At 68.7% G+C, this 26,262-nt stretch carries 30 protein-coding genes, 3 pseudogenes and 1 riboswitch; of the genes and pseudogenes, 17 read left to right on the plus strand and 16 right to left on the minus strand.

The features are described 5' to 3' along the window. Positions 1-181: 181 nt before the first annotated feature. Positions 182-928, plus strand: coding sequence for an ABC transporter permease (locus tag ACZ9J7_RS03050; protein WP_476206926.1), 747 nt, complete (start codon positions 182-184; stop codon positions 926-928). Positions 929-1,011: 83 nt separating this feature from the next. Here ACZ9J7_RS03050 and ACZ9J7_RS03055 read toward each other — a convergent pair whose 3' ends face one another. Beyond that, complete coding sequence (locus tag ACZ9J7_RS03055) at positions 1,012-1,557, minus strand: YceI family protein (protein WP_476206928.1); 546 nt, start codon at positions 1,555-1,557, stop codon at positions 1,012-1,014. 146 nt (positions 1,558-1,703) lie between these two features. On the opposite strand from ACZ9J7_RS03055, the gene ACZ9J7_RS03060 reads away from it, so the two are divergent. After that, positions 1,704-2,132, plus strand: a complete 429-nt coding sequence (locus tag ACZ9J7_RS03060; RefSeq protein ID WP_476206930.1) for a hypothetical protein — start codon at positions 1,704-1,706, stop codon at positions 2,130-2,132. A gap of 42 nt (positions 2,133-2,174) precedes the next feature. Beyond that, positions 2,175-2,909: a CDP-alcohol phosphatidyltransferase family protein gene (locus ACZ9J7_RS03065; protein ID WP_476206932.1), complete on the plus strand. Its 735-nt coding sequence runs from the start codon at positions 2,175-2,177 to the stop codon at positions 2,907-2,909. 39 nt (positions 2,910-2,948) lie between these two features. Here ACZ9J7_RS03065 and crcB read toward each other — a convergent pair whose 3' ends face one another. The 6 genes from crcB to ACZ9J7_RS03095 form a co-directional block, all read right to left on the minus strand. Next, entirely contained in the window at positions 2,949-3,326 is a 378-nt protein-coding gene (gene crcB / locus ACZ9J7_RS03070) for a fluoride efflux transporter CrcB (RefSeq protein ID WP_476206934.1), read from the minus strand. After that, positions 3,323-3,850: a fluoride efflux transporter FluC gene (locus ACZ9J7_RS03075; RefSeq protein ID WP_476206936.1), complete on the minus strand. Its 528-nt coding sequence runs from the start codon at positions 3,848-3,850 to the stop codon at positions 3,323-3,325. Before ACZ9J7_RS03075 ends, crcB begins: the two co-directional genes overlap by 4 nt. Then, a complete protein-coding gene (locus ACZ9J7_RS03080) occupies positions 3,850-4,398 on the minus strand; it encodes a universal stress protein (protein WP_476206938.1) in 549 nt (182 codons plus the stop codon). Before ACZ9J7_RS03080 ends, ACZ9J7_RS03075 begins: the two co-directional genes overlap by 1 nt. Positions 4,399-4,470: 72 nt before the next feature. Next, positions 4,471-4,557: riboswitch (Fluoride riboswitch) on the minus strand. A 55-nt stretch (positions 4,558-4,612) separates the two neighbouring features. Next, the gene (locus ACZ9J7_RS03085; RefSeq protein WP_476206940.1) at positions 4,613-5,284 is read right to left on the minus strand and encodes a haloacid dehalogenase type II; all 672 of its coding nucleotides are present in this window, start codon (positions 5,282-5,284) and stop codon (positions 4,613-4,615) included. A 180-nt stretch (positions 5,285-5,464) separates the two neighbouring features. Beyond that, a complete protein-coding gene (locus ACZ9J7_RS03090; RefSeq protein WP_476206942.1) occupies positions 5,465-5,881 on the minus strand; it encodes a DUF302 domain-containing protein in 417 nt (138 codons plus the stop codon). 48 nt (positions 5,882-5,929) lie between these two features. Then, positions 5,930-6,187, minus strand: coding sequence for a metal-sensitive transcriptional regulator (locus tag ACZ9J7_RS03095; protein ID WP_043452296.1), 258 nt, complete (start codon positions 6,185-6,187; stop codon positions 5,930-5,932). A 125-nt stretch (positions 6,188-6,312) separates the two neighbouring features. Between ACZ9J7_RS03095 and ACZ9J7_RS03100 the strand changes: the two genes are divergently transcribed. The 8 genes and pseudogenes from ACZ9J7_RS03100 to ACZ9J7_RS03135 form a co-directional block, all read left to right on the plus strand. Then, positions 6,313-6,930 (plus strand): rhodanese-like domain-containing protein, encoded by a 618-nt coding sequence (locus ACZ9J7_RS03100; RefSeq protein WP_307359429.1) that lies wholly within the window; start codon positions 6,313-6,315, stop codon positions 6,928-6,930. After that, the gene (locus ACZ9J7_RS03105) at positions 6,927-7,685 is read left to right on the plus strand and encodes a sulfite exporter TauE/SafE family protein (RefSeq protein WP_307359431.1); all 759 of its coding nucleotides are present in this window, start codon (positions 6,927-6,929) and stop codon (positions 7,683-7,685) included. The genes ACZ9J7_RS03100 and ACZ9J7_RS03105 overlap by 4 nt, the downstream gene beginning before the upstream one ends. 22 nt (positions 7,686-7,707) lie before the next feature. Beyond that, positions 7,708-8,049, plus strand: a complete 342-nt coding sequence (locus ACZ9J7_RS03110) for a rhodanese-like domain-containing protein (RefSeq protein WP_224026918.1) — start codon at positions 7,708-7,710, stop codon at positions 8,047-8,049. 49 nt (positions 8,050-8,098) lie between these two features. After that, positions 8,099-8,395 (plus strand): rhodanese-like domain-containing protein, encoded by a 297-nt coding sequence (locus ACZ9J7_RS03115; RefSeq protein WP_307359436.1) that lies wholly within the window; start codon positions 8,099-8,101, stop codon positions 8,393-8,395. A gap of 62 nt (positions 8,396-8,457) precedes the next feature. Further along, positions 8,458-8,820 (plus strand): thioredoxin, encoded by a 363-nt coding sequence (gene trxA, locus ACZ9J7_RS03120; RefSeq protein WP_476206950.1) that lies wholly within the window; start codon positions 8,458-8,460, stop codon positions 8,818-8,820. Between the two features lie 4 nt (positions 8,821-8,824). Continuing rightward, positions 8,825-9,235: a rhodanese-like domain-containing protein gene (locus tag ACZ9J7_RS03125; protein ID WP_476206952.1), complete on the plus strand. Its 411-nt coding sequence runs from the start codon at positions 8,825-8,827 to the stop codon at positions 9,233-9,235. A gap of 91 nt (positions 9,236-9,326) precedes the next feature. Beyond that, a complete protein-coding gene (locus ACZ9J7_RS03130) occupies positions 9,327-10,727 on the plus strand; it encodes an MBL fold metallo-hydrolase (protein WP_476206954.1) in 1,401 nt (466 codons plus the stop codon). A gap of 157 nt (positions 10,728-10,884) precedes the next feature. Further along, positions 10,885-12,147 (plus strand): annotated as a pseudogene (locus tag ACZ9J7_RS03135) (MFS transporter); the annotation flags it as partial. A gap of 426 nt (positions 12,148-12,573) precedes the next feature. On the opposite strand, the pseudogene ACZ9J7_RS03140 reads toward ACZ9J7_RS03135, so the two are convergent. The 9 genes and pseudogenes from ACZ9J7_RS03140 to ACZ9J7_RS03180 form a co-directional block, all read right to left on the minus strand. Beyond that, positions 12,574-13,131, minus strand: a pseudogene (locus ACZ9J7_RS03140) (alpha/beta fold hydrolase); the annotation flags it as partial. Positions 13,132-13,138: 7 nt separating this feature from the next. Beyond that, positions 13,139-13,381: an acyl carrier protein gene (locus ACZ9J7_RS03145; protein ID WP_141159506.1), complete on the minus strand. Its 243-nt coding sequence runs from the start codon at positions 13,379-13,381 to the stop codon at positions 13,139-13,141. Positions 13,382-13,402: 21 nt separating this feature from the next. Beyond that, positions 13,403-14,830: a 2-oxo acid dehydrogenase subunit E2 gene (locus ACZ9J7_RS03150; protein WP_476206957.1), complete on the minus strand. Its 1,428-nt coding sequence runs from the start codon at positions 14,828-14,830 to the stop codon at positions 13,403-13,405. Next, on the minus strand, positions 14,823-15,803 hold the full coding sequence (locus ACZ9J7_RS03155) for an alpha-ketoacid dehydrogenase subunit beta (protein WP_307359451.1): 981 nt from the start codon (positions 15,801-15,803) through the stop codon (positions 14,823-14,825). Before ACZ9J7_RS03155 ends, ACZ9J7_RS03150 begins: the two co-directional genes overlap by 8 nt. After that, positions 15,800-16,861 carry a pyruvate dehydrogenase (acetyl-transferring) E1 component subunit alpha gene (gene pdhA, locus ACZ9J7_RS03160; protein WP_476206959.1) on the minus strand — a complete coding sequence of 354 codons (1,062 nt, stop codon included), beginning with the start codon at positions 16,859-16,861 and terminating at the stop codon, positions 15,800-15,802. The genes ACZ9J7_RS03155 and pdhA overlap by 4 nt, the downstream gene beginning before the upstream one ends. Continuing rightward, positions 16,858-18,690, minus strand: coding sequence for an acetate--CoA ligase (gene acsA, locus ACZ9J7_RS03165; RefSeq protein WP_476206961.1), 1,833 nt, complete (start codon positions 18,688-18,690; stop codon positions 16,858-16,860). Before acsA ends, pdhA begins: the two co-directional genes overlap by 4 nt. Then, positions 18,687-20,027 (minus strand): phosphoribosyltransferase family protein, encoded by a 1,341-nt coding sequence (locus tag ACZ9J7_RS03170; RefSeq protein ID WP_476206963.1) that lies wholly within the window; start codon positions 20,025-20,027, stop codon positions 18,687-18,689. The genes acsA and ACZ9J7_RS03170 overlap by 4 nt, the downstream gene beginning before the upstream one ends. Before the next feature lie 5 nt (positions 20,028-20,032). Continuing rightward, positions 20,033-20,380: a CU044_2847 family protein gene (locus ACZ9J7_RS03175; RefSeq protein ID WP_476206964.1), complete on the minus strand. Its 348-nt coding sequence runs from the start codon at positions 20,378-20,380 to the stop codon at positions 20,033-20,035. 15 nt (positions 20,381-20,395) lie between these two features. Next, positions 20,396-20,752, minus strand: coding sequence for an SPW repeat domain-containing protein (locus ACZ9J7_RS03180; protein ID WP_175317785.1), 357 nt, complete (start codon positions 20,750-20,752; stop codon positions 20,396-20,398). A gap of 196 nt (positions 20,753-20,948) precedes the next feature. On the opposite strand from ACZ9J7_RS03180, the pseudogene ACZ9J7_RS03185 reads away from it, so the two are divergent. The 6 genes and pseudogenes from ACZ9J7_RS03185 to ACZ9J7_RS03210 all read left to right on the plus strand — a co-directional run bounded on the left by ACZ9J7_RS03185 (position 20,949) and on the right by ACZ9J7_RS03210 (position 26,254). Beyond that, positions 20,949-21,300, plus strand: a pseudogene (locus ACZ9J7_RS03185) (PadR family transcriptional regulator). Then, on the plus strand, positions 21,228-21,668 hold the full coding sequence (locus ACZ9J7_RS03190; protein WP_476211794.1) for a DUF1048 domain-containing protein: 441 nt from the start codon (positions 21,228-21,230) through the stop codon (positions 21,666-21,668). The pseudogene ACZ9J7_RS03185 and the gene ACZ9J7_RS03190 overlap by 73 nt, the downstream one beginning before the upstream one ends. Positions 21,669-21,694: 26 nt before the next feature. Beyond that, complete coding sequence (locus tag ACZ9J7_RS03195; protein ID WP_476206965.1) at positions 21,695-22,465, plus strand: ABC transporter ATP-binding protein; 771 nt, start codon at positions 21,695-21,697, stop codon at positions 22,463-22,465. Further along, positions 22,465-23,229 (plus strand): ABC transporter permease, encoded by a 765-nt coding sequence (locus ACZ9J7_RS03200; protein ID WP_476206967.1) that lies wholly within the window; start codon positions 22,465-22,467, stop codon positions 23,227-23,229. Before ACZ9J7_RS03195 ends, ACZ9J7_RS03200 begins: the two co-directional genes overlap by 1 nt. A 181-nt stretch (positions 23,230-23,410) precedes the next feature. Beyond that, on the plus strand, positions 23,411-24,607 hold the full coding sequence (locus ACZ9J7_RS03205; RefSeq protein ID WP_476206969.1) for an alkaline phosphatase family protein: 1,197 nt from the start codon (positions 23,411-23,413) through the stop codon (positions 24,605-24,607). Then, the gene (locus ACZ9J7_RS03210) at positions 24,608-26,254 is read left to right on the plus strand and encodes an alkaline phosphatase family protein (RefSeq protein WP_476206971.1); all 1,647 of its coding nucleotides are present in this window, start codon (positions 24,608-24,610) and stop codon (positions 26,252-26,254) included. Positions 26,255-26,262: the final 8 nt, after the last annotated feature.

Raw genomic sequence — 26,262 nt, forward strand, 5'->3', positions numbered from 1 at the left:
GGAACCAACTCACGGCCCGCGACAGCCGTGGAAGTGATGGCGCGTCAGGGGAAAACGCGCCAAACGTGATCGGGCGTCGCAGGAAAACCCGCGAAACGTGATCGGGCGTCGCAGGAAAACGCGCCAAACGTGATCGGGCGTCCGGGCGGGGACGACGGCGGGCGCTCAGTAAGCTGGCAGGATGTCCGTGCTTGCCGCCCTGCTGCCCACCCTGGCGGCCATTGCCATCCTGGCGGCACTCACGGTGGGCATCCTGTGGGGCTCGCGGACGCCGTCGTACCTCTCCCCCGCCCTGGCCATCCTTCGCGGCGCGGCGCAGCTGGCGGTGATCAGCCTGGTGCTGGGCGGTGTCATCAGCGACCCGCTCTGGGTGGGCGTGGCGCTGCTGGTGATGTTCAGCGTGGCGTCCGTAACCGCAACCCGGCGGCTCACCTGGTCCTGGCGGCGCTTTGGCCTGGTGGCCGGAACCATGGCCGCCGGGATCCTGGTGACGGTCGCCGTCGTGTTCGGAACGGGCGCCATTGAATTCTCGCCCCGGTACGCGCTGGCGGTGGGCGGGATCGTGATCGGCAACTCCATGACCATCGCCACCCTGGCCGGCAGGCGCTTCTTCGAAGCCGTGATGGAGCAGTGGGACCAGGTGGAGGGGTGGCTCGCGCTGGGTGCCACCCCGCGGCAGGCCACCCTGGTCCAGGCCCGGCAGGCGGTGCACTCGGCCCTGATTCCCTCCACGGACCAGACCAAGACCACTGGCCTTGTCACGCTCCCGGGCGCCTTCGTGGGGGCGATCTTCGGCGGCGCCTCCCCGTTCGAGGCGGGCCGTTTCCAGGTGGTGGTGCTCGCCTCGATCATGGCAGCGGGGTCCATCACCGCCGTGGCCCTGATCCGTTCGCTGGGCAACGTGAAGGTCCGGCCCGACCCGCTGTAGGCAGTTGCCGGCGCTACCGGTATTCCGGTAGCGCCGGCATTTTTGCGCGTCGAAAAGTAACGGGCGCAGCGGGAACCTGGGGCTTAGCCCTGCTTGACCAGCGCAGCTTCTAGGTTGATCTTCACCTTGTCGCTGACCAGCACGCCGCCGGCTTCGAGGGCTGCGTTCCAGGTGAGTCCAAAGGCTTTCCGGCTGATCTCTGTTTCGGCCGAGAAACCCGCCCGCGTGGCGCCAAAGGGATCCACAGCGACACCGGTGAACTCGACTTCCAGCTCGATGGGCTGGGTCACGCCCTTGATGGTCAGGTCCCCGGTCAGGGTGTAGTCCTCCCCGTCCCCTTCAATGGCGGTGCCGCGGAACGTCATCTCGGGATACTTCTCGACGTCGAAGAAGTCCGCCCCGCGCACGTGGGCGTCGCGGTTGGCGTCACCGGAGTCGAAGCTGGCGGTGGACACCGTGGCATGCACCGACGAGTCCGCCAGCGACTCGCCCACGCGAGCCTCGGCCTGGGCTTCGGTGAAGCGGCCGCGGACCTTGCTGATCCCGGCATGGCGGACACTGAAGCCGATCTCGCTGTGTGACATGTCCAGGGTCCAGATTCCCGGCGTGATGTCCTTGGGAAGGGTCATTGTCATTCTCCTTGCTCGTAGGGCCGCAGGCTCGGCTGCCCGCTAAAGGGCGCAAGAATGCGGATGCCCCTAAATATTCCCCATAAATCCCACAAGGAGAACAGGGCCGAATGAACCGGAAGGGAACTTCGGGCGTATACATAAGCGTGGCTCTACGATTACTGACCGCCCTGGCGCTGTTCATCGATGCCGGCGTGCACCTGTTCCTGGCCCCCGGGTACCAGAACACGCAGCCGGGCACCGTCAGCCAGGGCACTTTGTTCCTGCTCGAGGCGGCGGCCGCGCTGGTGGCCGGCGTTTACGTCCTGGTCCGCGGCAGCAGGGCTGCCTATGCCGTGGCCCTGGTGGTGGCCCTCAGCGCGTTCGCCGCCGTCATGCTGTACCGGTACGTGGACATCCCTGCCATCGGGCCGATCCCGGCCATGTACGACCCGGTCTGGTTCTTCTCCAAATCCCTGAGCGCCGCAGCCGAGGGGGCCGGCGCCCTGCTGGCGCTCGCCGGCCTGGTCCGCAGCCGCCGCAGGGGAACGTCCGACGCCGGGCCGCAGGTTCGGGCGCCGCGCCGCCGGCGGTGAGCATCACCCCGGCCGTTGTTAGCATGCGAGGGGAGGTGGGAGATGAGCGGGGCTGAGCGGGCGGTGCCGGATGCGTTCGGGGCCGTTTCTGCCTACGCGCTCTCGGCGCTCGCGCTGACGCTCCTGTCCCCGTCCGGGCTGCTCCTCCAACTGGCCGGCCTGTGCGCGGGGGCGTTGGTGGCCGTGGCCGCCGCCGGCTCGGTCCTGCGGCGGATCCCGCGCTTCTCAACGCCGGCGGACCGGGTGACCCTGCTGCGCGCCATCCTGGTGGCCCTGTGCGCGGTGCTGGCGGTTCCGCAGCTGTTCACGGGCCGCCGCACCGACCTGCTCCTGCCCATCCTGGGCGCCGCCGCATTCCTCCTGGACGGGCTGGACGGCGTGGTGGCGCGGCGCACTGGCACCTCCTCGGCAGCCGGGGCGCGGTTCGATTCCGCCACGGACGCCGCCCTGGTGCTGGTGTTGTCCGTCGCGGCGGCTCCCGTGGCCGGTCCGTGGACGCTGGGCATCGGGGCCATGTATTACGTCTTCGTGGTGGCAGGCCTCGTCCGGCCGCACCTTCGCGCGGCGCTGCCGTTCAGGGCGTCCCGGAAGGCCATCGGGGCATTCCAGCCGTTTGCCCTGCTCCTTGCGCTGCTCCCCGGCGTCCCTGCCCTGGCCGCGGTCCTGGTTCCCGCGCTGGCCCTGGCCCTGCTCACGTTGTCCTTCACCCGTGATGTGGTCCAGCTGGAACGCCTGCACCGCGCCGGGCTGCGGGAGGTTCCCGCCCGGATTGCCTAGCCGGCTACGCTGGGCCCGGTCCCGCCAGGGCAGGTCCCGTCAGAGCAGGCCTGCGACGGCGAAGCCGCCGGCTGCGGCGCCCACCGCGGCCACCGCGGTGCCCACGGCGTTGAGGAGTGCCAGGCCGGTGCGGCGGGACTGGACCAGGCGGACTGTTTCGAAGCTGGCCGTGCTGAAGGTGGTGTAGCCGCCGAGGAACCCCGTGCCGGCGATGGCCTGCAGCTCGGGCGGGGCCGCATGCACGATCACGGCACCGGCGAGGAGGCCCAGCAGGAACGATCCCGTGACGTTGATGGCGATGGTGCCCACCGGCAGGGCGGTCCTGATTTTGGCGCGCACCAGGCCATCCACCACGAAGCGGGTGGCGGCTCCGAGTCCGCCGGCGAGTCCCAGCAGGATGATGACCAGGGGGCTCACCTTCTTCCTCCGTTGCCAGGACCGGCCGGCCCCGGCCGTGGTGTGGTGCGGGCGTGGTGGGCTGCTGCCAGGCGGATGCCGGCCACGGTTGCCACCGCGCCGGCAACCACGGAGGCGCCGACGTAGATGACGGCGTCGGCGCTGCGGCCGGCACTGAACAGGGTGGTGGCTTCCACGGCCAGGGTGCTGTAGGTGGTGAACGCTCCCATGAACCCGGTGCCCACCAGCAGCCGGACCAGCCTCAGCCGTCCGGCGTCGGGCCCCCGGCGGACCAGGGCCTCCAGCAAGGCGCCGAGCAGGAAGGCGCCGGCCAGGTTGATGGTCAGGGTGGGCAGCGGCCAGCCGCCCGGTGCGGGCAGGACGCTGGCTACCCCGTAGCGGGCCAGGGCGCCGAAGATGCCGCCGGCGGTGACCACCAGGACAAACCCGGGGTGCAGGTGGACCGGACGGTGGGCCCGCGCCCGGCCCAGGGTGCCCTGGTCTACTGCGTCCTGCGCGTCGGCCCTGGGGACAGGCTGCTCCATCAGCGGGCCGCCTTCGGCTGGTGCCTGGAATGCGGGGCCAGCGGGACCACCAGGACGGGCCGGTGCTGGCGGTGGGTCAGGTGGACGGCGACGGATCCCACCAGCAGTTCCTCGAACCGGGCGCCGAGCCCGCGTTCCCGGGTGCCCACCACGATGACGGAGGCATCAGTGGATTCGGCCAGGCGTCCCAGTGCCCGGGCCGGGTCCCCCGCCAGGGTCACGAAGGACCAGTCGATCCCGGTGCCCCCCAGGGCTTCGCGGAGGCCACCGGCGATGGAGGCGCTGATCCCTTCGATGTCGTCGTCAATCCCGTCGGGGTCGATGGGGCGGGCTTCCACCCTGCCGCCGGGCTCTTCCGCCAGGTAAGTGGTGACGTCCACGTAGGCACAGACAAGTTTCACGCCCAGGCTGTACGCCAGTTCGGCGGCACGGTGGGCGACCACCAGTGGCTGGCCGGGCACCACGCCCATGAGCACCGGACCGCCGATTTTCCGGGGGACGTAGGGCACGGCGCCGGCGGAGTCTTGTGGTTTCTCGGGCTCAGTCATGGGCTCTCCTGGTCGGGCCGGGGGCAGGAAGACTGGGCTGGCTGCGGGCACGGGCCACCTACCTTCGGATCAGCAAAGGCAGGAACCATCAGCCAGGCGGCGGTTCGAAGACCGCGCACCTGCGCGGGCCTTCCGGCGGGATCCATCACCGTGAACAGAGACTACAGGCTTTTCCGCGGCGTCCGCCACCACGGCTGCGGGCCGGAACAGCCGCTTATGCGGCGAGGGCGGCCGGCAGTTCGGTCAGGGCCGCGATGACGATGTCCGGCGCCCGGAAATAGGAGGGGTAGCGGGCACCGGTCCGGTTGATCCAGGCGGTCCGCAGTCCGGCCCGGGCTGCACCGTGGATGTCCCAGGGGTGCACGGCCACCAGCAGCATCCCGGAAGGATGCGCGCCGGCGGCAGCTGCCGCGTAGTGGTACGCGGCCTGGGCGGGCTTCCATGCGGCTGCGTCCGCCACGGAGAGCAGCAGCTCAAAGTTGTCCCGGATGCCCCCGGCCCCGAGCAGCTTTTCAGTGTTGGCGGCCGCGCCGTTTGTCAGGGTGATGAGGCGGTGCCCGGCTGCGGCCAGGGCCCTGGCCCCGGCCGGGACATCAGGGTGGAGGGCAAGGTCCTGCATAGCTGCCATGACGCGGCCGACGGCGGCGTCCAGGTCTCCCGGCACCCCTTCGGCTTCCAGCAGGGCGCCGAGGGCGTCGGCGCCAATATCGGCGAAGGCCCGGTTGTCCCCGCTCGCGGCGAGGGCGAAGCCGTCCCGCAGCAGGGTGGCGAACCAGAGCCTGGCCAGTTCCCGCTGCGCACCGGCCTGCTCGAAGGCATCCGCAAGGGGACCCATGTCCGAGAGGGTCTCATTCACGTCAAAAACGATGACAAGGGGTTCTGCCATGGTGTCCCTTTCCGTTCCGCCGTCCAGAATAGCCAGGCTACTCAGCAGTAGATCACATGGGGCTACGGACACTACCGGCGGGGATTGGCAGGTTCCAGCCCCTTGGGCCGCCTTAAACGCAAGCAACGCGGCGCCCCGCTGACAGCGGGGCGCCGCGTTGTGGTTCTTGGGCGCAGGCCGCTAGGCCGGCGTCCCGCCCAGGCTGGCGAGGGCCTTGCGAAGGCGCGTGCCGGCGTCGTCCGCCACGTCCTTCACCGAAGGCGCGCTGCTGAGCTGCACCATTGTCTGCGGATCGATCGCTTCGACCGTGGTGGACTCTGCCGCGCTGTTCCGGCGCACCACCACGTTGCAGGGCAGCAGGGCACCCATCTCCGGCTCGGCGGCCAGGGCGCGGCTGGCAAGGGCTGGGTTGCAGGCGCCGAGGATGACGTAATCGCCGACGGCGTCCGCGGCGTCGGCGCCGAGCTTGGCTTCGAAGGTGGACCGGATGTTGATTTCGGTCAGGATCCCGAACCCCTGCGCGGCAAGGGCTTCGCGGGTGCGCTCCAGCGCCTCCGCCCAGGGAAGGGAAACAGTGGTGGCCAGGGTGTAGGTCATGATGCTCCTTGAAAATTGCCGGGCGGTCGGTTGCGGTGCGGGGCCAGGTCAGGCCAGCGAGAGGAAGAGCTTCTCCAGGTCCTTCCGGTCCATGGTTTCGTCCTTCTGGACGATGCACTGCTCAAGACCCGTGGCGATGATGGCGAAGCCGGCGCGGTCAAGGGCCTTGGACACGGCCGCCAGCTGGGTGACGACGTCCTTGCAGTCGCGGCCTTCCTCGAGCATCCGGGTGACGGCGGCAAGCTGGCCCTGTGCCCGCTTGAGGCGGTTGATCACGGGCGTGAGCTCTGTGGGGTTCAGTTCCATAACGGGGTCTCCATCGGTAAGGGGCTTGCGTTCAACTATATACCCCCATGGGTGTTTTGACTACCCCCGGGGGTATCTGTAATACTCGGTGGGGTATCAACCCGACCCCTTCCGAGAGGCCACCCATGACGCCCCCTTCCAAAGCAACAGCCGTTACCGCACTCGCCCCTGAGGCCCTCAAGTCCTGGATTAAGGAACACCAGGACCTCGTGGTGATCGATGTTCGCTCGGCCGCTGAATTCGAGTCCATGCACATCCGCGGCTCCTACAACGTGCCGCTTCCCCTGCTCTCCGAGCACACCGACGAACTCGCCGCCCGGCTGGGTTCGCGGGTAGTCCTGGTCTGCCAGTCCGGCGTCCGCGCCGAGCAGGCCCGCCAGCGCATGGCCACTGTCGGCCTTGACACCGCTTACGTCCTCACCGGCGGGGTTCCCGGATTCGCCGCCGCGGGCGGCGACGTGGTCAAGGGCAAGGACCGCTGGGACCTGGAGCGCCAGGTCCGCCTGGCCGCCGGCTCCCTGGTGGTGCTGGGCCTGGCCGGCGGCAAGTTCGTCTCTCCCAAGGTGCGCATGCTGGCCGGTGCCATCGGCACCGGACTGACCTTCTCGGCCGCGACCAACACCTGCGCCATGGGCAAGGCCCTCTCGGCCATGCCCTGGAACAAGGCAGCCAAGGAGCCCACCCGCGAAAGCGCCATCCTGCAGCTTCCCGTGCAGTCGGCTGAAGAGGGCGCAGCGGCATGATCCCGGCCCTGGGTCTGGGGCTCGTCGTCGGCGTCGTACTGGGCGTAGTTGGCGGCGGCGGGTCCATCATTGCCGTTCCGGCCCTGGTGTACGGCGTGGGCATGAGCCCCGCCCAGGCCATTCCCACCTCCCTGCTGGTGGTGGGAATCTCCTCGCTGGCAGCCCTGCTCCCCCGGTTCCGGGAAGGACTGAACTGGCCCGTGATCGCCCTGGTGGGGGGTGCCGGCATCCCGGCAGCCTGGGCCGGCGCGGCCGTGGGCAAGCTGCTGGACCCGAACATCCTGATGCTGGCTTTCGCCGTGATCATGGTGGCCGCCGGCATCCGGATGCTCAGCAAGCCCCGCGAAAGCGAGGGATCCTGCAGCACCGGACCGAACCGGGCCTTCCGGTCCTGCGCCCCGAAGGCCGTGGGTGTGGGCCTGCTGGTCGGGTTCCTCACCGGACTGCTGGGCGTGGGCGGCGGCTTCCTCATCACCCCCGCACTGACCATCTTCCTGGGCCTGCGCATGAAGCAGGCCGTGGGAACATCCCTGGCCATCATCGTGGTCAACTCGGCTGCCGGGTTCAGCGCCCACGCCGCCGGCTACACCATCGACTGGTCCACCACCCTGGCGTTCGCCATCCCGGCGATCGTGGGATCGGTGGTGGCCGCCAGGTTCGCCCGGCACCTGCACGACAAACACATCCGCATCTCGTTCGCGGTACTCATCTTCGCCGTCGCGGCGTGGGTCACCGCCGGCACGGTCACCGCCTGACCCCTCCACAGAGGAGAACACCATGGGACTGATTGATTCCCTCAAGAAGGCCTTCAGCAAGCCCTACAAAACGATTTCCGTGGCACAGGCAAAGGAACTCCTGGGTTCCGGGGCCACGCTCATCGACGTCAGGTCTGCCCAGGAATGGCGGACCGGCCGGGCGCCGCAGGCCAAGCACGTCCCCCTGGACCGGCTGCAGACCAGCACTGCCGGCATCCAGAAGACCCGGCCGGTAATTGCCGTCTGCGCCTCCGGCGTCCGCTCCGCCTCCGCAGCCCGGCTCCTGGCCGCCAAAGGATACGACGCCTACTCGGTGCGCGGCGGCATGGCCGCCTGGCGCCAGGCCGGCGAACCCGTCCGCTAGCAACACCCCACCAGCTCCCAGCCACCAACCACTTCAAAGGAGAACCACCATGGCTGAAATCACCATCACCGAAGCCGAAGAGCGCCGCTCCACCGCCCGGATCCTCGACGTCCGCGAGGACTTCGAAGTCGCCGAGGGCATGATTCCCGGCGCCCTGCACATCCCCATGGGCCAACTGCAGGCCCGCCTGGGCGAACTCGATCCCACCGTGCCCGTGATCGCCGTCTGCCGCAGCGGCAACCGCAGCGCCGCCGTCGCCGACGCCCTCAACGGCGCCGGCTACAAAGCCGACACCATGGCCGGCGGCATGACCGCCTGGACCCGCGCCGGACTCCCCACCACCTAGCACCACCCGCCCCGCCAACCCAGGGCACCCACCCCAACCGCCCGAAAGGACAACGACAGACCATGGCAACCATCGACATCACCCAGCAATCCTTCGCCCAGACCCTGGAGGAGAACGACATCGTCTTCGTTGACTTCTGGGCAGCCTGGTGCGGCCCCTGCCGGATGTTCGCCCCCACCTACGGCGCCGCCGCGGACCGCCACCCGGACATCACCTTCGCCAAGGTGGACACCGAGGCCGAACAGGCCCTCGCGGCCGCGGCGAACATCACCTCCATCCCCACCCTGATGGCCTTCAAGGACAAGACCCTGGTCTTCTCCCAGCCCGGCGCCCTCAACGCCACCGGCCTGGAGGAAGTCATCCAGGCCGTCAAGGACCTGGACATGGACAAGCTCCGCGCCGAGGCCGCCCACCAGCACGCCTGACACCATGACGGACCCGCAGGCGTTCCGCTCCGTCACGGCGGACGAACTTGCCCGGGTGTGGCCCCGGGCCACGCTGGTGGACGTCCGCAGCCGGGAGGAGCATGCCACCGCGCATGTTCCGGGGAGCCTGAACATTCCCCTGAACGAGCTGCCCTCCCGGCTCGCGGACCTGCCCAACGGCACGATCTACCTGCTGTGCGGGTCAGGCAAACGCAGCAGCCAGGCCGAACGGATCCTCACCGACCACGGATACACCGCGGTCAACGTGGCCGGCGGGATCACCGAGTGGTACCGGGCAGGGCACCCCGTCACCTACAACCAAACTCCGGCAGACCAGCCGGCGCCATCAAGAAACCCCGCAGCACCAGGCCTCCGGCGCCTGCTGACAAGGCTCTTCCGCAGGACATCCGCATAGGCCGCAGCGCACTTGCGATATACCCCCGGGGGTATCTATACTGAATCCAGAACAACCTCCCAATCCCCTTTCAACTGAAGGAGAGCACCAGATGCTTATCGAGCGCATTTACGACGAAGACCTCGCCCAGGCCAGCTACGTCATCGGCTGCCAGGCCAAGGGTGAAGCGATCGTGGTGGACGGCCGCCGCGACATCGCCGTGTACCAGGAGCTGGCCGCCAAGAACGGCATGAAAATCGTGGCCGTCACCGAGACCCACATCCACGCCGACTACCTCTCCGGCACCCGCGAACTGGCTGCCGCCACCGGCGCCAAGATCTACGTTTCCGGCGAGGGCGGCCCCGACTGGCAGTACCAGTTCGAGGGCGAGCGGCTGTACGACGGCGACATCATCACCCTGGGCAACATCACCATCAAGGCGGTCCACACCCCCGGGCACACCCCGGAGCACCTGTCCTTCCTGGTCACCGACGGCGCGTTCAGCGACAAGCCCGGCTACCTGCTCTCCGGTGACTTCGTCTTCTCCGGCGACCTGGGCCGGCCGGACCTGCTGGACGAGGCAGCCGGCGGCGTGGACACCCGTTTCGAGGGCGCCAAGCAGCTCTTCGCCAGCCTCCGCGACAAGTTCCTCACCCTGCCCGACTACGTCCAGGTCCACCCCGCCCACGGCGCCGGCAGCGCCTGCGGCAAGGCCCTCGGCGCCATCCCCTCCTCCACCGTGGGCTACGAACGCCTCTACGCCTGGTGGGGCCCCTACCTCGCCGCCAACGACGAACAGGGCTTCATCGACGAACTCCTCGACGGCCAGCCCGACGCCCACGCCTACTTCGGCCGCATGAAGCGCGAAAACCGCGTAGGCCCGGACGTCATGGGCGAACGCGCTCCGCTGCCCGAACTCTCCACCGAAATCGTCGCAGCAGGCCTGGCGGAGGACACCCTCACCTTCATCGACACCCGCTCCAACGCCGAAGTCCACAAAGGCACCGTGGCCCGGTCCCTGAACGTCCCGGCCGGCAAGTCCGTGGCCAGCTACGGCGCCTGGGTAGTCAACCCGGAAACCGACAAGAACCCGCTGGTGCTCCTGGCCAATGACCAGGACCAGGCCCAGGACATGTGGGACCACCTGGTCCGCGTGGGCATCGACAACGTGGCCGGCTACCTCACCAGCATTGAGGGGCTGCCCACCTTCACCCCCAAGCTGATCCAGCCTGAGGAACTCGAAGGTTTCGACGCCGCCATGGTCCTGGACGTCCGGAACAAGACCGAGCACAAGGCCGGGCACGTCCCGGGTTCCTACCAGCTCAGCGGCGGCCGCGTCATGTGGCACCTCGATGAGCTGCCGGCCGGCGGCACCATCGTCTCCTACTGCCAGTCCGGTGTAAGGAACTCCGTAGCCGCCAGCGCCCTGCGCCGCGCCGGGTACGACGTCGTCGAACTGGACGGCAGCTACGCCGCCTGGAACGCCTGGCAGAACAGCGTCCCCGCCGTCTGACCAGGACACCCACAGACCGCCCGGGCAGGACCCCCCTCCTGCCCGGGCCCTGGTCCGGTGCGTCCCCAGCGCCTCCGGACCCGGCCCGGGCGTGCCCCCACACGCCCGGGCCACTTTCATGTCCCCACCAATGTCCCCGCCAGGAATGGAGCAGCCAATGCAGGGCAGAACACTTCCCGCAGCCGGTCCGGCCGGCCCCGTGCTGGGCCTGCGGCAGAACCTGGCGCAGTTCATGCTGCTGGTTTCCGTCAATGCCCTGGTGGGCGGAACCCTGGGCCAGGAACGCACGGTCCTGCCCCTGCTGGCCTCCCAGGAGTTCCACCTGGACCTCTACACAGGGGCGCTGACGTACATCCTGGCCTTCGGCCTGTCCAAGGCCGCGATGAACTACTTCGCCGGCACCCTCTCCGACAAGTACGGCCGCAAACCGGTCCTCATCGCCGGCTGGCTGGCAGCGGTTCCCGTACCGCTGATGCTCATCTTCGGCCCGTCCTGGGCTTGGATCGTGGCCGCCAACGTCCTGCTGGGCATCAGCCAGGGACTGACCTGGTCCACCGCCGTCATCATGAAAATGGACCTGGTGGGCCCCAGGCAGCGCGGACTGGCCATGGGGTTCAACGAGGCCGCCGGCTACCTGGGGGTGGCCGCCACCGCGCTGGCCACCGGCTACCTGGCCACCGCCTATGGCCTGCGCCCCGCCCCGTTCCTGCTCGGTGCGGCCTATATCGCCCTCGGCCTGGGACTGACCGTCCTGGCCGTCAGGGAAACCCACCACCACGCCAAAACCGAAGCCTCCCAGCACGCCGCCAACTCCAGCGGCGCCCACGCCGGACTCACCACCGGCCAGGTGTTCACCCTCACCAGCTTCAAGGACCGTTCCCTCTCGGCAGCCAGCCAGGCGGGCCTGGTCAACAACCTCAACGACGGCCTGGCCTGGGGCCTCTTCCCCGTCCTGTTCGCCGGCGCCGGGCTGGACCTTGGGCAGATCGGCATCCTCGCTGCCGCCTACCCCGCCGCCTGGGGTGCAGCGCAACTGGCCACCGGCGCCGCCTCGGACCGCTGGGGCCGCAAATGGTTCATCACCGCCGGCATGCTGGTCCAGGCCGTGGCGCTGGGCATCACCGCAGCCGCCCACAGCTTCGGGCCCTGGCTCGCCGCCGCCGTCGTGCTGGGCCTGGGCACCGCCCTGGTCTACCCCACCCTCCTGGCCGCCATCGGCGACGTCGCACACCCTGCCTGGCGGGCGCGCTCCGTGGGCGTGTACCGGTTGTGGCGCGACGGCGGATTCGCCGTGGGTGCCCTGCTCTCCGGTGTCCTGGCCGACCTTTACGGCATCCCCGCCGCCGTTGCCGCCGTCGCGGTCCTCACCGCAGCTTCCGGCGCCGTGGTGGCCATCCGGATGCGCGGCAACGACCACGTCATGGGGGTAGAACAGGTCGGCCGGGGCCAGGAACCGCCGGATCTCTTCCGCCATCCGTCCGGCCTGCGTCCAGTGCAGGTAGTGCCCGCCCTGCAGCGGCAGCACCTCGTGCCGGGTGACGTTCCTGAGGAGCTCCTGGGCTGCTGCCGTTTTCGCCGCCGCCCTGCCGTCCCCCTCATCGGCAACGAACGCCAGCACGGGCAGGTCCACCGGGTAGGTGACTCCCCGGAGCGCCGCCGCGTTGTTGCCGATCCGGGCGGTCTCATCCGCCACCGCAGGATTGCCCAGGTTCCACAGCATCATGGTGCGCATCCGCTGCAGCTCTTCGTCCGAATAGGCATGGCTGTCCGGATCGAAAACCCCCGGCGCCACCGCGGCCGCCGCCCGCACCAGCCCCATGGCAGCCAGCAGCTTCACCCAGTTGACGCCGGTCTCCGGTTCCGTCACCGGGTGGTCCCCCGGCTTGGGAATGGTGGCGTCAATGCCCACCACCGCGGCCACCTCCGGACGGTACCGGTTGGCATAGTCCAGCAGGTAGAACCCGGCAATCGAGTGGCCGGCCAGGACGTAGGGCTGCCGTACCTGGAGCTTTGACAGGACCTCATGGAGTTCGGTGCTGATGTTCTCATTCGTCCGGGCACTGGCCACCAGGTCGCTGTAACCGTACCCGAAGCCTTCCACCACCATCACGTCGAATTCACCCAGCTCGCGCATCAGCGGGGCAAAATCCAGGCCAGGGGCGGCGGTTCCCAGGCCGCTGAGCAGGACGATGGGCGGCCCCTGCCGCCCGGCCCCGCTCCCGTTACGGACCACGTTCAGCGAACCCCCTGCCACCGCGACGCGCTCCCCGTAGGACGGGGTGGTGGCCTTCTCCCGCGACTCCAGGGCCACGTTGGCCAACGCAGAGGCCATGAGCAGCACCAGGACAACCAGTGCCGTGATGCCCAACCGGCGAAGCCGGCGCCGCGGCCTCCGGGGCTTCATGGCAGCCCTATCCGTGGCCCGCCAAATACAGGACCAGTCCGCCCACCGTGGCCACCTCCGGGTAGTCCGCCTCCGGGATGTCCACGCCCGTGGATTCCGCAATGACTTCCACCAGGCGGAGAAAATCCAGCGAGTCCAGTTCCAGGTCCTGGCGCAGGCGGGCACCGCTGTCCAGGTCTCCAGGCTCGACGTCGGGGGCTACCTTGCCGATCGCGGCCTCCACCGCCTGGCGTGCGTCCTGTTCGTTCACGGTTCCTCCTCGCTCACGGATTCACAGGTCCCCGGGCTTCTGCAGCAACTCGTCAATGCGGGCCAGGAACCGCCCGCCGCGCAGGCCGTCGCTCACCCGGTGGTCCGCTGACAACGTGGCAATCGCCGCGTGCCGGATGCCCAGCATCCCGTTGTGCGCCCACGGCTGTTCCATCACCTTGCCGAACCCCACCATGGCCACCTGCGGCGGATAAATCACGCCGTACACGCTCTCGACGCCGAGGTCCCCCAAATTGGTCACGGTGATGGTGGGATCGGCCATCTCCGCGCGCTGCAGCCGGCCGGCCCGGGCCCGGCCCACCAGGTCGCGCAGCTGGTCCATGAGCTGATCGAGCGACAGCGTGTCGGCGTCGTGCAGGGCCGGGGCCACCAGGCCGCCGTGCCGCAGGGCGACTGCCACGCCCAGGTGCACGCCGCTGCTGGGCTGGAAGGCGCCCTTGGTGAAGAACCCGTTCATATCCGGCACCTCCTTGGCCGCGAGCGCGGTGGCCTTCAGCAGCAGGGCCGACGGCACCAGCCGGGACGAGACCGGGCGCTGCTGGTTTGCCGCCTGCATCCACGCCATGGCCGCCGCCAGGTCCAGGGTGGTGGAGAGGTAGTAATGCGGGATTTCCTTCTTGGACCGGGACATCAGGGCGCCGATCGCCTGCCGCAGGCTCTCGGCCTTGCCGCCGGTGTCCTTCCTGCCGTGCTGGGGCGACTGCTGCGGCTGGGGCGCGGGTGGCGCCGCAGCCTGCCGTTCCGGCGTGGCTGGTTCCGTCGCTGGAACGGCCGACGGCGGTGCTGCCGCCGGCTTGTCCGCGCGGGTGCCCTGGGGTGCCCGTTCCCTGGGCGGAACCGCGGCCAGCACGTCCTCTTCCGTCACCGCACCGCCGGGGCCCGTTCCCGCGATGTCTGCCAGGCGGACGCCGAGTTCCACCGCCAGCCGCCGGGCCAGCGGTGAGGACCGCACCCGGTGGGCCGTGTCCTCCGCCGGCTCCGCGGGCGCTTCCGCCGCCACGGCGGGGGCAGGCCCGGGGCCGGCGCCGGGCGCTGCCGCGGCGCGTTCGACGTCCTCCCGTGTCACCTCACCGCCGGCACCGCTCCCGCTGAGGCGTCCGACGTCGACCCCGAGTGTGTGCGCCAGGTGGCGCACGGGCGGGGCTGCCTTTGGGGATGGGGCGGGCGGGGTTGGGGCGGCCGGAAGTTCGGCGGGGGTGGCCGTGATCCGGGCGATCGGGGTGCCCACGTCCACCGTGTCGCCGAGGTCCACCAGGAACTCGGCCACCACGCCTTCCTCGAACGATTCGATATCCATGACTGTTTTGTCCGTGTCCACGGCCGCCACGATATCGCCCTTGTGGACGTAGTCCCCGGGTTTGACCAGCCACTCCACCACCTTGCCGTGCTCCATGTCCGCGCCCAGGGACGGCATCCGGAAGTCAGCCATTGGCCCCCACGGCCCTTCGCGCGGCGGCCATGACCCGCTCCACGGTTGGCAGCGCCGCCTGCTCCAGGTGCTTGGCGTACGGGACCGGCACCTCCAGGCTGCACACCCGTTCCACGGGCGCGTCGAGGTCGAAGAAGGCCTGCTCACAGATCCGGGCCGCGATCTCGGCGGAGATGCTGCCGCTGCGCCAGCCTTCGTCCACCACCACGGCCCGGTGCGTCCTGGCCACGCTGTCCACGATGGTGTGGGCATCGAGCGGGCGGAGGGTGCGCAGGTCGATGACGTCCGCGTCGATGTCCTCACCGGCCAGCTGGTCGGCGGCCTCCAGCACCATGGGCAGCGTGCCGCCGTAGGTGATGAGGGTCAGGCCGTCCCCGTGCCGGAGGACCGCTGCCTTGTCGATGTCCACGGCGCCGGCGCCGTCGTCGAGCTCCCCCGCCACGTTGTACAGCGAGCCGTGCTCGAAGATCAGCACCGGGTCCGGGTCCTGCAGCGCGGTCCACAGCATGCCGCGGGCGTCCGCGAGTGTGGCGGGGGCGAGGATCCGCAGCCCGGGAATGTGGGCGTACCAGCCCTCCAGGCTGTGGGAGTGCTGGGCGCCGAGCTGGCGGCCGGCGCCGGTGGTCATCCGGATCACGATGGGCACATTGAACTGGCCTCCGGACATGTGCAGCAGGGTGGCGGCGTTGTTGATGATCTGGTCCAGCGCCAGCAGGCTGAAGTTGACGGTCATGATTTCGACGACGGGACGCATCCCGCCCAGGGCGGCGCCGATCCCGGCGCCGACGAAACCGGACTCGGACAGGGGCGTGTCGCGGATTCGTTCCGGCCCGAATTCCTCCAGCAGGCCCAGGCTCACGGCGAAGCTGCCGCCGTACCGGCCCACGTCCTCGCCCATGAGGAACACCCGGTCATCGCGCTGCATGGCGTCGCGGAGGGCCGCGCGCATGGCTTCCCGGTACGTGGTTTTCATCCTGCAGCCCCGCCTTTCCCAGTCGTCTCCCCCTGGCCCGGGCCCGCGCCGCTGCCCGCACTGCCGTCATCCGGCCGGTCGCTGTAGACAAACCGGCTGAGCTCGGACACCGGCTCCGGCGTCCCGTTCTCGGCGAATCCGACGGCGGTGCTGATCTCTGCGTCCACGTCCGCCTGCAGGGCGGTCCAGTCCTTCTCCGCCAGCTGACCCGCCGCCTGCATGGCACCCTGCAGCAGGCTGATGGGGTCCCGTTCCATCCACTGGGCCACCTCGGATTTCTCCCGGTACAGCTCCGGATCGAACATGGAGTGGGCCCGGAACCGGTATGTGCGCAGTTCGAGGAAGTGCGGGCCGCCGCCGGACCGCACCGCCTCCACGGCCCGCCGGGCGGCTTCCTCCACGGCGAGCACATCCATGCCGTCCACTGCCCAGGCGGGGATCTCGTACCCGGCGGCCTTGAGCGCGATGTCGGTCTGGGATTCGGAGCGGCGCAGCGCGGTTCCCATGGCGTACAGGTTGTTTTCGCAGCAGAACAGCACCGGCAGCTGCCACAAGGCGGCCAGGTTCATGCTTTCGTGGAACTCGCCTTCAGCCACGGCGCCTTCGCCGAAGAAGCAGACGGTCACCTGCTGGCGGCCGGCCATCCGGTCCGCGAGCGCCAGGCCGACGGCGAGGGGCAGCCCGCCGGCCACGATCGCGTTTCCGCCGTAGAAGCGGGTGGCGGCGTCGAAGAGGTGCATGGACCCGCCGCGGCCCCGGCAGCATCCTTCGGCGTGGCCGTACATTTCGGCGAGGATGGCACCGGCCGAGACGCCGCGGAGGAGGGCGTGCCCGTGTTCGCGGTAGGTGGCCACCACTGCGTCCTCAGGCGCCAGGGTTTGCATCACACCTGCGGCCACGGCCTCCTCGCCGATGTAGACGTGCAGGAAGCCGCGGATCTTGGCGGCACTGTACAGCTCGATGCATTTCTCCTCGAGCCGGCGCACACGAAGCATCTGCCGCAGCAGGTGCAGGGCGTGTTCCGGGTCCGGGACGGTCTGGCCCCTGAGGGTGCTCATGGCCGCTCCTTCAGCGTCATAGCAGGTCCTGCCGGGGATTCCAGCGTTGAGGTGTCACCTTCGGGCAGCCCCAGCTCGCGCGATTTGAGGAGCCGGCGCAGGATCTTGCCGCTGCGCGTCTTGGGCAGCGTGGTGGTGAAGTCCAGCAGCCGGGGCGCGACGGCGGCCCCCAGCCGTTTCCGCGCGAACCCGATGATGTCCAGTTGCAGGTCCTCGGTGGGCTCGTGGCCGGGCTTGAGTTCCACAAAGGCCTTGACCACTTCGCCGGCAACGGGGTCCGGAACCCCGATCACGCCCGCTTCGGCCACTGCCGGGTGCTCCATCAGGCAGCTCTCCACTTCGAAGGGGCCGATCAGGTGGCCGGAAGACTTGATGACGTCGTCGCCGCGGCCGACGAACCAGAAGTAGCCGTCGCCGTCGCGCTTTGCCAGGTCCCCCGTGAGGTACCAGCCGCCGGCGAAGCAGCGCCGGTAGCGTTCCTCCTCATTGAGGTAGCCGCGGAACATGGACGGCCAGCCGGGACGAAGGGCCAGCTCACCCATGGTGTCCGGTTCGGTGACCAGGACGGCCTGGCCGTCCTTGATGATGGGTTTGCCGTCGGCGTCGCGGGCCACCAGGGCGGCCTCGATGCCGGGCAGCGGGCGGCCCATGGACCCGGGCCGGATGTCCATGGCGGCATAGTTGGCGATCATGATTCCGCCGGTTTCGGTCTGCCACCAGTTATCGTGCACCGGCAGGCCGAGCACGTCCCGCCCCCACACCACCGCCTCCGGGTTCAGCGGCTCCCCCACACTGGCGATGAAGCGCAGCGCGGACAGGTCATGCCCGGCGGCTCGTTCCGCACCCGCCTTCATGAGCATCCGCAGGGCGGTGGGGGCTGTGTACCAGACCGTGACGCGCTGCTCCGCGAGGATCCGGTACCAGCGGTCCGCGTCCAGTTCCTCCTGGTCCACGATGGCGGTGACCCCGTGCACCAGCGGCGCGATGATGCCGTATGACATGCCGGTCACCCAGCCCGGATCGGCGGTGCACCAATAGGTATCGTCCGGGTGCAGGTCCAGGGCGAAGCGGCCGGTGGCGTAGTGGGCTGCCACGGCGTCATGGACGTGGATGGCACCTTTCGGTGTGCCTGTGGTGCCGCTGGTGAAGTGCAGCAGGGCCATGTCCTCCGGCTGCGTGGCTGCGATCTCCCCGCTGGGGTCAACCTGGGCCAGGAGTGCTGCCAGGTCCAGGGTCCCGGGGTCGGGAGTGCCGTTAGCGTCCACCAGCAGCACGTGGCGGAGCTCCGGCAGGGTGTCCCGCAGCGGTGCAACCTTCCTGCGGTACAGGGCCCTGGTGGTCACCAGCACCCGCCCTGCCCCCAGGTGCAGCCGCTGCCGGACCGGTTCGGGACCAAAGGCGGAAAAGAGCGGGCAGAAGACGCTGCCGTTCTTGAACGTCCCCAGCACTGCGGTGTACAGGTCCGGGCTGCGTCCCAGCAGCGAAAAGACCCGCTCGCCGCGCCCCACCTCGAGCGTCCTGAGGACGGCGGCGAACCTTGCGGACCCGTCCGCAAGGTCCCCGTAGCTCAGGGACTTGGTGCCGCCGTCGGCCATCACGAACCGCAGCGCCTCCTTGGCGCCCCGGCCTTCCGCCACGTGCCGGTCCACGGCCTCGTAGGCGATGTTGACGCCGCGGCCACCGGGCAGACCGGCCAGCGCCTGCCGTGCCTGTTCCCAGCTGAAGTCCCGCCGGGCGGCGTCGTAATCCAGCATGTTGGGCCGGACCCTGAGGGCGGCCACATCTTTGGCGATGGCGGCGGCGACCTGGCCGCCGGCGGAAACGTTCATTCCCTGGCCTCCGGCGCGGACCGGCCGACCGGCGAGGGCAGGAGGTAATGCCGGAACCAGTCCGCCGCCAGGGTTGCCGCCAAAGCGAGGGTGCCAGGCTCCTCGAAGAGGTGCGTGGCGCCCGGGACGATCTCCAGCCGGGTGGGGGCCTGCATGCCCGCCATGGCCTGCCGGTTGAGGGCCAGCACCTGGGTATCGGCGCCGCCGACGATCAGCAGGGTGGGGGCTTTGACCGCCGCAAGCCGGGGACCTGCCAGGTCCGGCCGGCCGCCGCGGGACACCACGGCGGCAACCTGGGCGCCCGGCTCGGCGGCGGTCCACAGGGCAGCACCCGCACCGGTGCTGGCCCCGAAGTAGCCGATCCGGCCGGCGGACCCGTCATGCCGCGCCTCCAGCCAATGCGTGGCGGCGGAAAGGCGGCGTGCCAGCAGGCTGATGTCGAACACGTTGGCCCGGTTGACCTCCTCCTCGGGGGTCAGCAGGTCCAGCAGCAGTGTCCCCAGGCCGGCGGCGTGCAGCACGGAGGCAACGAAGCGGTTGCGGGGGCTGTGCCTGCTGCTGCCGCTGCCGTGCGCGAACAGGACCGTGCCGTCGCACCGGGCCGGCAGGTAGAGGCTGCCGCGCAGCACCACCATCCCGTCCGGGATTTCGACGTCGTCCTCCAGGCTGCCGTCTCCCAGATACCCGTCACTGGGATGCTCCGGAGCGGCAGCGGCGTCCAGGAGCTGCACCACCTCACCGTCCTCGGTGGGCGAAAAGTCACGGTAGTAGTACCCCACGGCCTGGAAGTCCTGGGGCGAGAGCAGGCAGACGACGTCGTCCGGTTCCTTGAGCTCCACAATGGCGCGGGCGGGGGCAACCGGAACTGCGAGGATGACTTTTGCGGCGCCGAGTTGCCGTGCCACCTGGCAGGCCGCCCTGGCGGTTGACCCGGTGGCGATTCCGTCGTCGACGATGACCACCGTACGGCCGGCGAGGTCGATGCGGCGCCGGCCCTGGCGGAACCGCGCCACCCTGCTGTCCAGCAGGGCCCGCTCCCGGCGCTCCACCTGCTGCAGGTCCTCCTGGGAGACGCGGGCCATGGAGATGGTGCGCGGGTCCAGGACGCGGACGCCGCCCTCCCCGATGGCGCCCATGGCCACCTCCGGCTGGAACGGAACCCCCAGTTTCCGCACCACAATCACATCCAGCGGCGCCCCGAGGGCCTTGGCTACCTCAAACGCAACGGGGACGCCGCCGCGGGGCAGGCCCAGCACCACGACGTCCCGGCCGCGCAGGCCGGCCAGCCGTTTTCCCAGCCGCCGCCCGGCGTCGGACCTGTCATGAAATGACACCATCGCCGTCACCCGTCATGTGTGGTTTCTTCCCGTGGCGGCGCTGCCGCCGCGGGGTTCCAGGACATCCGGAGGACAAAGTGGGCGTCCGAACTGCTCTTGGCGATCACCGCCCCGGCGTCCCCGGCAAGCTTCACGCCGAACTCGATCTGGATCTGTTCGGGGGTGAGTTCCGCCATGGCCTCCAGTGCTGCGCGGGCGGCGGGACGGACGCTGGCAAGGGCATCTTCCAGCCGCCTGCCCGTGTCCAGGATCCCCTGCTCGTTGCGGGCGGGATGGTCCACCCCGTAGCTGTTGTCCGCAGCCTCAACGAGCACGGTTCCGGATCCCACTTCGTAGCGCAGCACCTCAGTCATGGCGGATGCCTCCTGCTAATGCGAGACGCGGTAGGTGTGGCGGAGGTCGGTGCTGGGCTTAATGGCCACCGCTGTTACCACCAGTGCCACTGCCCCTGCGATCCATGACGTCCAGGCTGCACCCGTTGCGCCCGTGTATGTCCCGAGCCATGGCGAGAGGACCAGTCCTGCTGCGAGGATGGCCTGCACGTATTCCATGGCCGGAGTTCCCGGCATGGCCAGGTTGATAATGCCGCTGACCACCAGGAGCCCGCCGAAGACGAGCATCAGGGTGGTGGACATGTTTAGCTGCCGCGTGAACAGGACCGCCACCGCGGTGAAGAGTCCGGCGGCGACCGCTACATAGTCCTGCCACCGATACCACTTTTTCACTGAACTTTCCTTTCTGGTGTGGGCGGGACGCATTGTGCGTTTCCAGCCCGCGGTCCCCAGCATCCCGCGGTTTAAGTCAACGCCTGCCGCTGTCCGGCGTGTAGGGCAGAAAGACCTGCCCGGCCCTTGCCCTTCCGGTACTCAGTGTTACTATTTACCAGTAGTCAGCGTAACTATGTACTAAGGAAAACACCTCATGGGCAAGCAAATGACCGAGATGCTCAAGGGCACGCTGGAAGGCGTGGTCCTTGCCCTCCTCGCCCTGCAGCCCGCGTACGGGTATGACATCACGGCGCGGCTGCGGGAACAGGGCTTTTCCGACATCGCCGAGGGCACGGTGTACGCCCTGCTGGTCCGGATCGAGCAGCGTGGCCTGGTGGACGTGGAAAAGGTCCCCTCAAGAAAAGGGGCCGCCCCGCAAGGTGTACACCCTCAATGCAACAGGCAGCACCTACCTGGACGAATTCTGGAGCACCTGGAGCTTCCTCGCCGAACGGATCGAACACCTCCACCGCAACAATCAACAACCACACGAACAAGGAGAATGACCATGGCCCAGGGATGGCTCGAAAAAGTCACCGGTCCGCTCGAGGACAAGAAGCGCTGGCGCCAGTACAAGGCGCGCAAGGAGCAGCTGCCCGGCAGCTATCGCACTGCCATCGACGCCCTCGAACGCTACTTCATGTACGCGGGCGCCATCGTCAAGGGCGATGTCCTCATGCAGATGCTGGAGGACCTTGCTGACCTGATCGAACAGGCCGCCGCCAACAACACCCCCGTCCGCGACGTCGTGGGGGACGACCCCGTTGAATTCGCCGAGACTTTCATTCGCAACTATTCCGGCGGCCAGTGGATCCAGAAGGAGCGGCAGCGCCTGACGGACTCCATCAACCAGGCCTCCGCCGGCGACGCCTGACCCCACCAACGCCGAAAGGACCAGCCATGGCCACTGACCAGGCCCTGCAACCCGCCGTCCGGGTGCAGGGCATCGAGAAGTCGTTCAAGGACGTGCACGTGCTGCGGGGCGTGGACTTTGATGTCGCCCGGGGCAGCATCTTTGCGCTCCTCGGCTCCAACGGCGCCGGCAAGACCACCCTGATCCGGATCCTCTCAACGCTGTTGAGGGCGGACGCGGGCACCGCTTCCGTAGGCGGGTACGACGTCGGCGCAGAGCCGGCGGAGGTGCGCGGCTCCATCAGCCTTACAGGCCAGTTCGCCGCCGTGGACGAAGTGCTGACCGGACGGGAGAACCTGGTGCTGGTGGCCAGGCTCCGGCACCTGCAGGATGCCGGGGCCATCGCGGACCAACTCCTCCGCAGGTTCTCGCTGGCGGAGGCCGCCGGCAGGAGGGCCTCCACCTACTCAGGGGGAATGCGGCGCCGGCTGGACATCGCCATGAGCCTGATCGGAAATCCCCCGGTCATCTTCCTCGATGAACCCACTACCGGCCTGGACCCGCAGGCACGGCTCGAGGTCTGGGACACCATCCGGCAACTCGCCAGCCAGGGCACCACGGTGTTGCTCACCACCCAGTACCTTGACGAGGCCGAACACCTCGCCGACCGGATCGCCATCCTGCACCATGGCACCATCATCCAGAACGGGACCCTGGCCGAGCTCAAGCGGCTCCTGCCGGCCGCCACGGTGGAATACGTCGAGAAGCAGCCGTCCCTGGAGGACGTCTTCCTGGCACTTGTTGGAGATGAATTGTGATGCGTACCCATGCCCTCAGCGACACCCGAATCCTGACCGGGCGCTCACTCCGCCATATCCTCCGCAGCCCGGACACCATCATCACCACGGCTGTCACACCGGTGGCCATGATGCTGCTGTTCGTCTACGTTTTTGGCGGCGCCATCAGCACCGGCACCGGCGGCCCCTACGTCAATTACCTGCTGCCCGGCATCCTGCTCATCACCATTTCCTCCGGCGTGGCCTACACCGCCTACCGGCTGTTCCTGGACCTCCAGGGCGGCATCTTTGAACGGTTCAGGTCGATGCCGGTGGCCAGGTCCAGCGTGCTGTGGGCCCACGTACTCACGTCCCTGGCCGCCAACTTCGGCGCACTGTCGATCGTGGTGGGCGTTGCCCTGCTGATGGGCTTCCGCACCGGAGCGTCCGTGGCCGCCTGGCTGGCCGTCGTCGGAATCCTTGCGCTGTTCACCCTGGCCCTGACCTGGATCGCCGTGATCGCCGGGCTGCTGGCCAAAACGGTGGACGGGGCCAGCGGCTTCAGCTACCCGCTGATCTTCCTGCCGTTCATCAGTTCGGCGTTCGTTCCCACCGGTTCGATGCCGGGCCCGGTGGCCTGGTTCGCGGAGAACCAGCCGGTGACCTCCATCGTGGACACCATCCGTGCCCTGTTTGCCCAGCAAGCGGTGGGCAGCGGCATCTGGACGGCCCTGGCCTGGCTTGCCGGGATACTCGTCGCAGCCAGCGCGGCCGCGGCATTGGTATACCGCCGAAAGACCGGCTGAGCCTGGTCAGGCATTGCGGAGCCTCGGCATTGGATTCCCGGTCAACTCACAGGTAGTGCCCGGACGAAACGCGGTTTCGGTGTGCGAGAGTATCCGCATCGCTGGGGAGCAAATACCTGCCGGCCGGGCTGTCCCCCATCCCGGCCGGCAGGTCACCTCAGACAGCCCAAGGAGGCCAGGCATGGAACCAGGTTCAGCTGCGCAAAAAAGGCCGCGGGGGTGGCGGGCCGCCGGCCTGCTCCTGGTCCCGGCCCTGTTGGTAACCGTCCTGGTGGGCTGCCAGCCCGCCAGCCCCGCGCCTGCCCCGACGGGCAGCCCCAAGCCAGCGCCGACCCAGAGCCCCACAAAGACGGCAGCCCCGGCCCCCTCCCCCGTCACGAATCCCGGCGGCGCACCTGCCAAGGGAACTCCGGGGCACGTATTTGTCATCAACCTCGAAAACAAGAACTACGACACTGTGTGGGGTGACAACTCTGCCGCCCCGTACCTTGCCGGAACTCTCCGGAGCCAGGGTGTGCTGCTGACGAACTACTACGGGATATCGCACAACTCGCTGCCCAACTACCTTGCCCAAATCTCCGGACAGCTGCCCAACGACGCCACCAAGCAGGACTGCCGCGCCTACACCGAGTTCCACGCCACCGGCAATGGGCCGGACGGCACGCTGCAGGGCAACGGTTGCGTCTATCCTGAGGACACCCAAACTGTGGCTGGGCAGCTGACCGCGCAAGGCAAAACGTGGAAGGGCTACATGGAGGACATGCAGCAACCGTGTGAGCACCCCAACGTCGGGGATGCCGATAACCACATCAGGGCCACCCGGGAGGAGATGTACTCCACGCACCACAACCCGTTCGTCTACTTCCACTCGATCCTGTCGTCCCCGGACTGCGCCAACAACGTGGTCAATTACTCTGCGCTTGCGGACGACATGAAATCCGTGGACACCACGCCGAACCTCGCCTACATCACCCCCGACCTCTGCCACGACGGGCATGACGAATCCTGCGCCGACGGCACCGGCGGCGGCATGGGGACGGTGGACAACTGGCTCAAGGACCAGGTCCCGGCCATCCTCGCCTCCCCGGCCTTCCAACAGGACGGCATGCTGGTGATCACCTTCGACGAGGCCGAGGTCAACTCGGTGGGCCCCTCTTCCGGATCCGCGGGCAGCCCCGCCGGAGGTGCCGCAGGCGGAAGGGTGGGAGCGTTGGTGCTCTCCCCGTTCAGCACGGCGGGCGCTTCCTCGGACCAGCCGTACAACCACTACAGCCTGCTGGCCACCATCGAGGACCTCTTCCACCTGCCCCGGCTGGGAATGGCGGCCGACCCCGGCGTGAAGACCTTCAGCGGCGACGTCCTGCGGCAGGCATCCTAGGTGAAGCTCTCCCGGGCCCGGCTTCAACGGGCAGGACGACGGCGGGCCGTCCTGGCGGGTGCGGCCGCGCTCGTTTTGGTGGTCCTCGCCGTCGCCATTCCCCCCGTCATGCGGTCCGGGACGCCCTCGGGGCCTGACACGGGAATCTCCAAGATCAAGCACGTGGTGATCATCACCCAGGAAAACAGGTCGTTCGACAGCTACTTCGGCACCTACCCGGGTGCCGACGGGATTCCCATGCAGGACGGCAAACCCACCGCCTGCATTCCGGATCCTGCCAAAGGCGGCTGCGCGTCACCGTTCTACAGCACCGCCGATTCCAACGCCGGCGGCCCGCACAGCCCGGACGACGCCACCGCCGACATCAACGGCGGGGCCCTGGACGGTTTCGTGGCGCAGGCGGAAAAAGGCCTGGCCCATTGCGAACCCACGGCCACCGACTGCAAGTACAAGTCGAAGGCCACCGATGTCATGGGCTACCACGACAGGAACCAACTGCCCACCTACTGGGATTACGCCGACAACTTCGTCCTGCAGGACCACATGTTTTCCTCCGCTGCGGCCGGCAGCCTGCAGGCCCACCTCTACATGGTTTCGGAGTGGTCCGCCAAGTGCACCAAGGCCGGGGACCCGTCGTCGTGCGTCAATTCGCTGCAGGGCCTCGATACCGAGCCGGAGAAGGCGGACTTTGACAAGAGCCTGATCGGCCAATGCCAGGCGAACACCGATCCGCAGCCTTGCCAGGCTGCCCTCCAGGCTGCGGGCCTCAGCCCTGACCTGGCCGCGCAAACCTCGCAGGTCGCCTCTGGCAGCTGCAAATTCACCGATACCTTCACCGGCTGCAGGAACGCCGTTAACGGCGCCGACGTCCCGGATGCCCTAAAGGGAAAACTGGCCGATGCCGCCAAAACGCTCAGCCGGCCGGACTACGCCTGGACCGACCTGACCTACCTGCTCCACAAACACGCCGTCCCGTGGGCGTATTACGTGTTCGGCGGGACCGAACCGGACTGCGAAAACGACGCCGCCACCTGCCAGCCCGTCAAACAGGACGCCGAAACGCCGGGCCGGTGGAATCCGCTTCCCTATTTCGACACCGTCAAGGAGGACGGGGAGCAAGGGAACATCAAGCCGCTGACCGGTTTTTACGACGATGCCCGGCAGGGCAGGCTCCCTGCAGTCACGTGGGTGGCGCCCACCGACGCAGTCAGCGAACATCCCCCGGCGAAGATGAGCACGGGCCAGCAGTATGTTGCCGGCCTGATCAACGCGATCATGAGCGGACCGGACTGGGACAGCACCGCCATCTTCCTCAACTGGGACGACTGGGGCGGGTTCTATGACCACGTCCAGCCGCCGGTGGTGGACAACAATGGATACGGCCTGCGCGTCCCCGCCATGGTTATCAGCCCGTATGCCAAGAAGGGGTACATCGACCACCAGGTCCTCAGCCAGGACGCGTACTTCAAGTTTATCGAGGACGATTTCCTGGGCGGTGAGCGGATCGACCCCGCCACCGACGGCCGGCCTGACAACCGTCCGGGCGTCCGGGAGAACAATCCCCAGCTCGGTGACCTGGCCAACGCCTTCGACTTCAACCAGGCGCCCCGGCCACCCCTGATCATCTCCGACGCGACAACGTACTGACCCCGCCG

The sequence above is a fragment of the Pseudarthrobacter sp. TE9888 genome, assembly GCF_056279345.1.

Coding starts and splice junctions, on each gene's coding strand:
- ACZ9J7_RS03050 (WP_476206926.1), top strand. CDS start 182: ATGTCCGTGCTTGCCGCCCTGCTGCCCACCCTGGCGGCCATTGCCATC.
- ACZ9J7_RS03055 (WP_476206928.1), bottom strand. CDS start 1,557: ATGACCCTTCCCAAGGACATCACGCCGGGAATCTGGACCCTGGACATG.
- ACZ9J7_RS03065 (WP_476206932.1), top strand. CDS start 2,175: ATGAGCGGGGCTGAGCGGGCGGTGCCGGATGCGTTCGGGGCCGTTTCT.
- ACZ9J7_RS03075 (WP_476206936.1), bottom strand. CDS start 3,850: ATGGAGCAGCCTGTCCCCAGGGCCGACGCGCAGGACGCAGTAGACCAG.
- ACZ9J7_RS03080 (WP_476206938.1), bottom strand. CDS start 4,398: ATGACTGAGCCCGAGAAACCACAAGACTCCGCCGGCGCCGTGCCCTAC.
- ACZ9J7_RS03085 (WP_476206940.1), bottom strand. CDS start 5,284: ATGGCAGAACCCCTTGTCATCGTTTTTGACGTGAATGAGACCCTCTCG.
- ACZ9J7_RS03090 (WP_476206942.1), bottom strand. CDS start 5,881: ATGACCTACACCCTGGCCACCACTGTTTCCCTTCCCTGGGCGGAGGCG.
- ACZ9J7_RS03095 (WP_043452296.1), bottom strand. CDS start 6,187: ATGGAACTGAACCCCACAGAGCTCACGCCCGTGATCAACCGCCTCAAG.
- ACZ9J7_RS03100 (WP_307359429.1), top strand. CDS start 6,313: ATGACGCCCCCTTCCAAAGCAACAGCCGTTACCGCACTCGCCCCTGAG.
- ACZ9J7_RS03105 (WP_307359431.1), top strand. CDS start 6,927: ATGATCCCGGCCCTGGGTCTGGGGCTCGTCGTCGGCGTCGTACTGGGC.
- ACZ9J7_RS03110 (WP_224026918.1), top strand. CDS start 7,708: ATGGGACTGATTGATTCCCTCAAGAAGGCCTTCAGCAAGCCCTACAAA.
- ACZ9J7_RS03115 (WP_307359436.1), top strand. CDS start 8,099: ATGGCTGAAATCACCATCACCGAAGCCGAAGAGCGCCGCTCCACCGCC.
- trxA (WP_476206950.1), top strand. CDS start 8,458: ATGGCAACCATCGACATCACCCAGCAATCCTTCGCCCAGACCCTGGAG.
- ACZ9J7_RS03125 (WP_476206952.1), top strand. CDS start 8,825: ATGACGGACCCGCAGGCGTTCCGCTCCGTCACGGCGGACGAACTTGCC.
- ACZ9J7_RS03130 (WP_476206954.1), top strand. CDS start 9,327: ATGCTTATCGAGCGCATTTACGACGAAGACCTCGCCCAGGCCAGCTAC.
- ACZ9J7_RS03150 (WP_476206957.1), bottom strand. CDS start 14,830: ATGGCTGACTTCCGGATGCCGTCCCTGGGCGCGGACATGGAGCACGGC.
- ACZ9J7_RS03155 (WP_307359451.1), bottom strand. CDS start 15,803: ATGAAAACCACGTACCGGGAAGCCATGCGCGCGGCCCTCCGCGACGCC.
- pdhA (WP_476206959.1), bottom strand. CDS start 16,861: ATGAGCACCCTCAGGGGCCAGACCGTCCCGGACCCGGAACACGCCCTG.
- acsA (WP_476206961.1), bottom strand. CDS start 18,690: ATGAACGTTTCCGCCGGCGGCCAGGTCGCCGCCGCCATCGCCAAAGAT.
- ACZ9J7_RS03170 (WP_476206963.1), bottom strand. CDS start 20,027: ATGGTGTCATTTCATGACAGGTCCGACGCCGGGCGGCGGCTGGGAAAA.
- ACZ9J7_RS03175 (WP_476206964.1), bottom strand. CDS start 20,380: ATGACTGAGGTGCTGCGCTACGAAGTGGGATCCGGAACCGTGCTCGTT.
- ACZ9J7_RS03195 (WP_476206965.1), top strand. CDS start 21,695: ATGGCCACTGACCAGGCCCTGCAACCCGCCGTCCGGGTGCAGGGCATC.
- ACZ9J7_RS03200 (WP_476206967.1), top strand. CDS start 22,465: ATGCGTACCCATGCCCTCAGCGACACCCGAATCCTGACCGGGCGCTCA.
- ACZ9J7_RS03205 (WP_476206969.1), top strand. CDS start 23,411: ATGGAACCAGGTTCAGCTGCGCAAAAAAGGCCGCGGGGGTGGCGGGCC.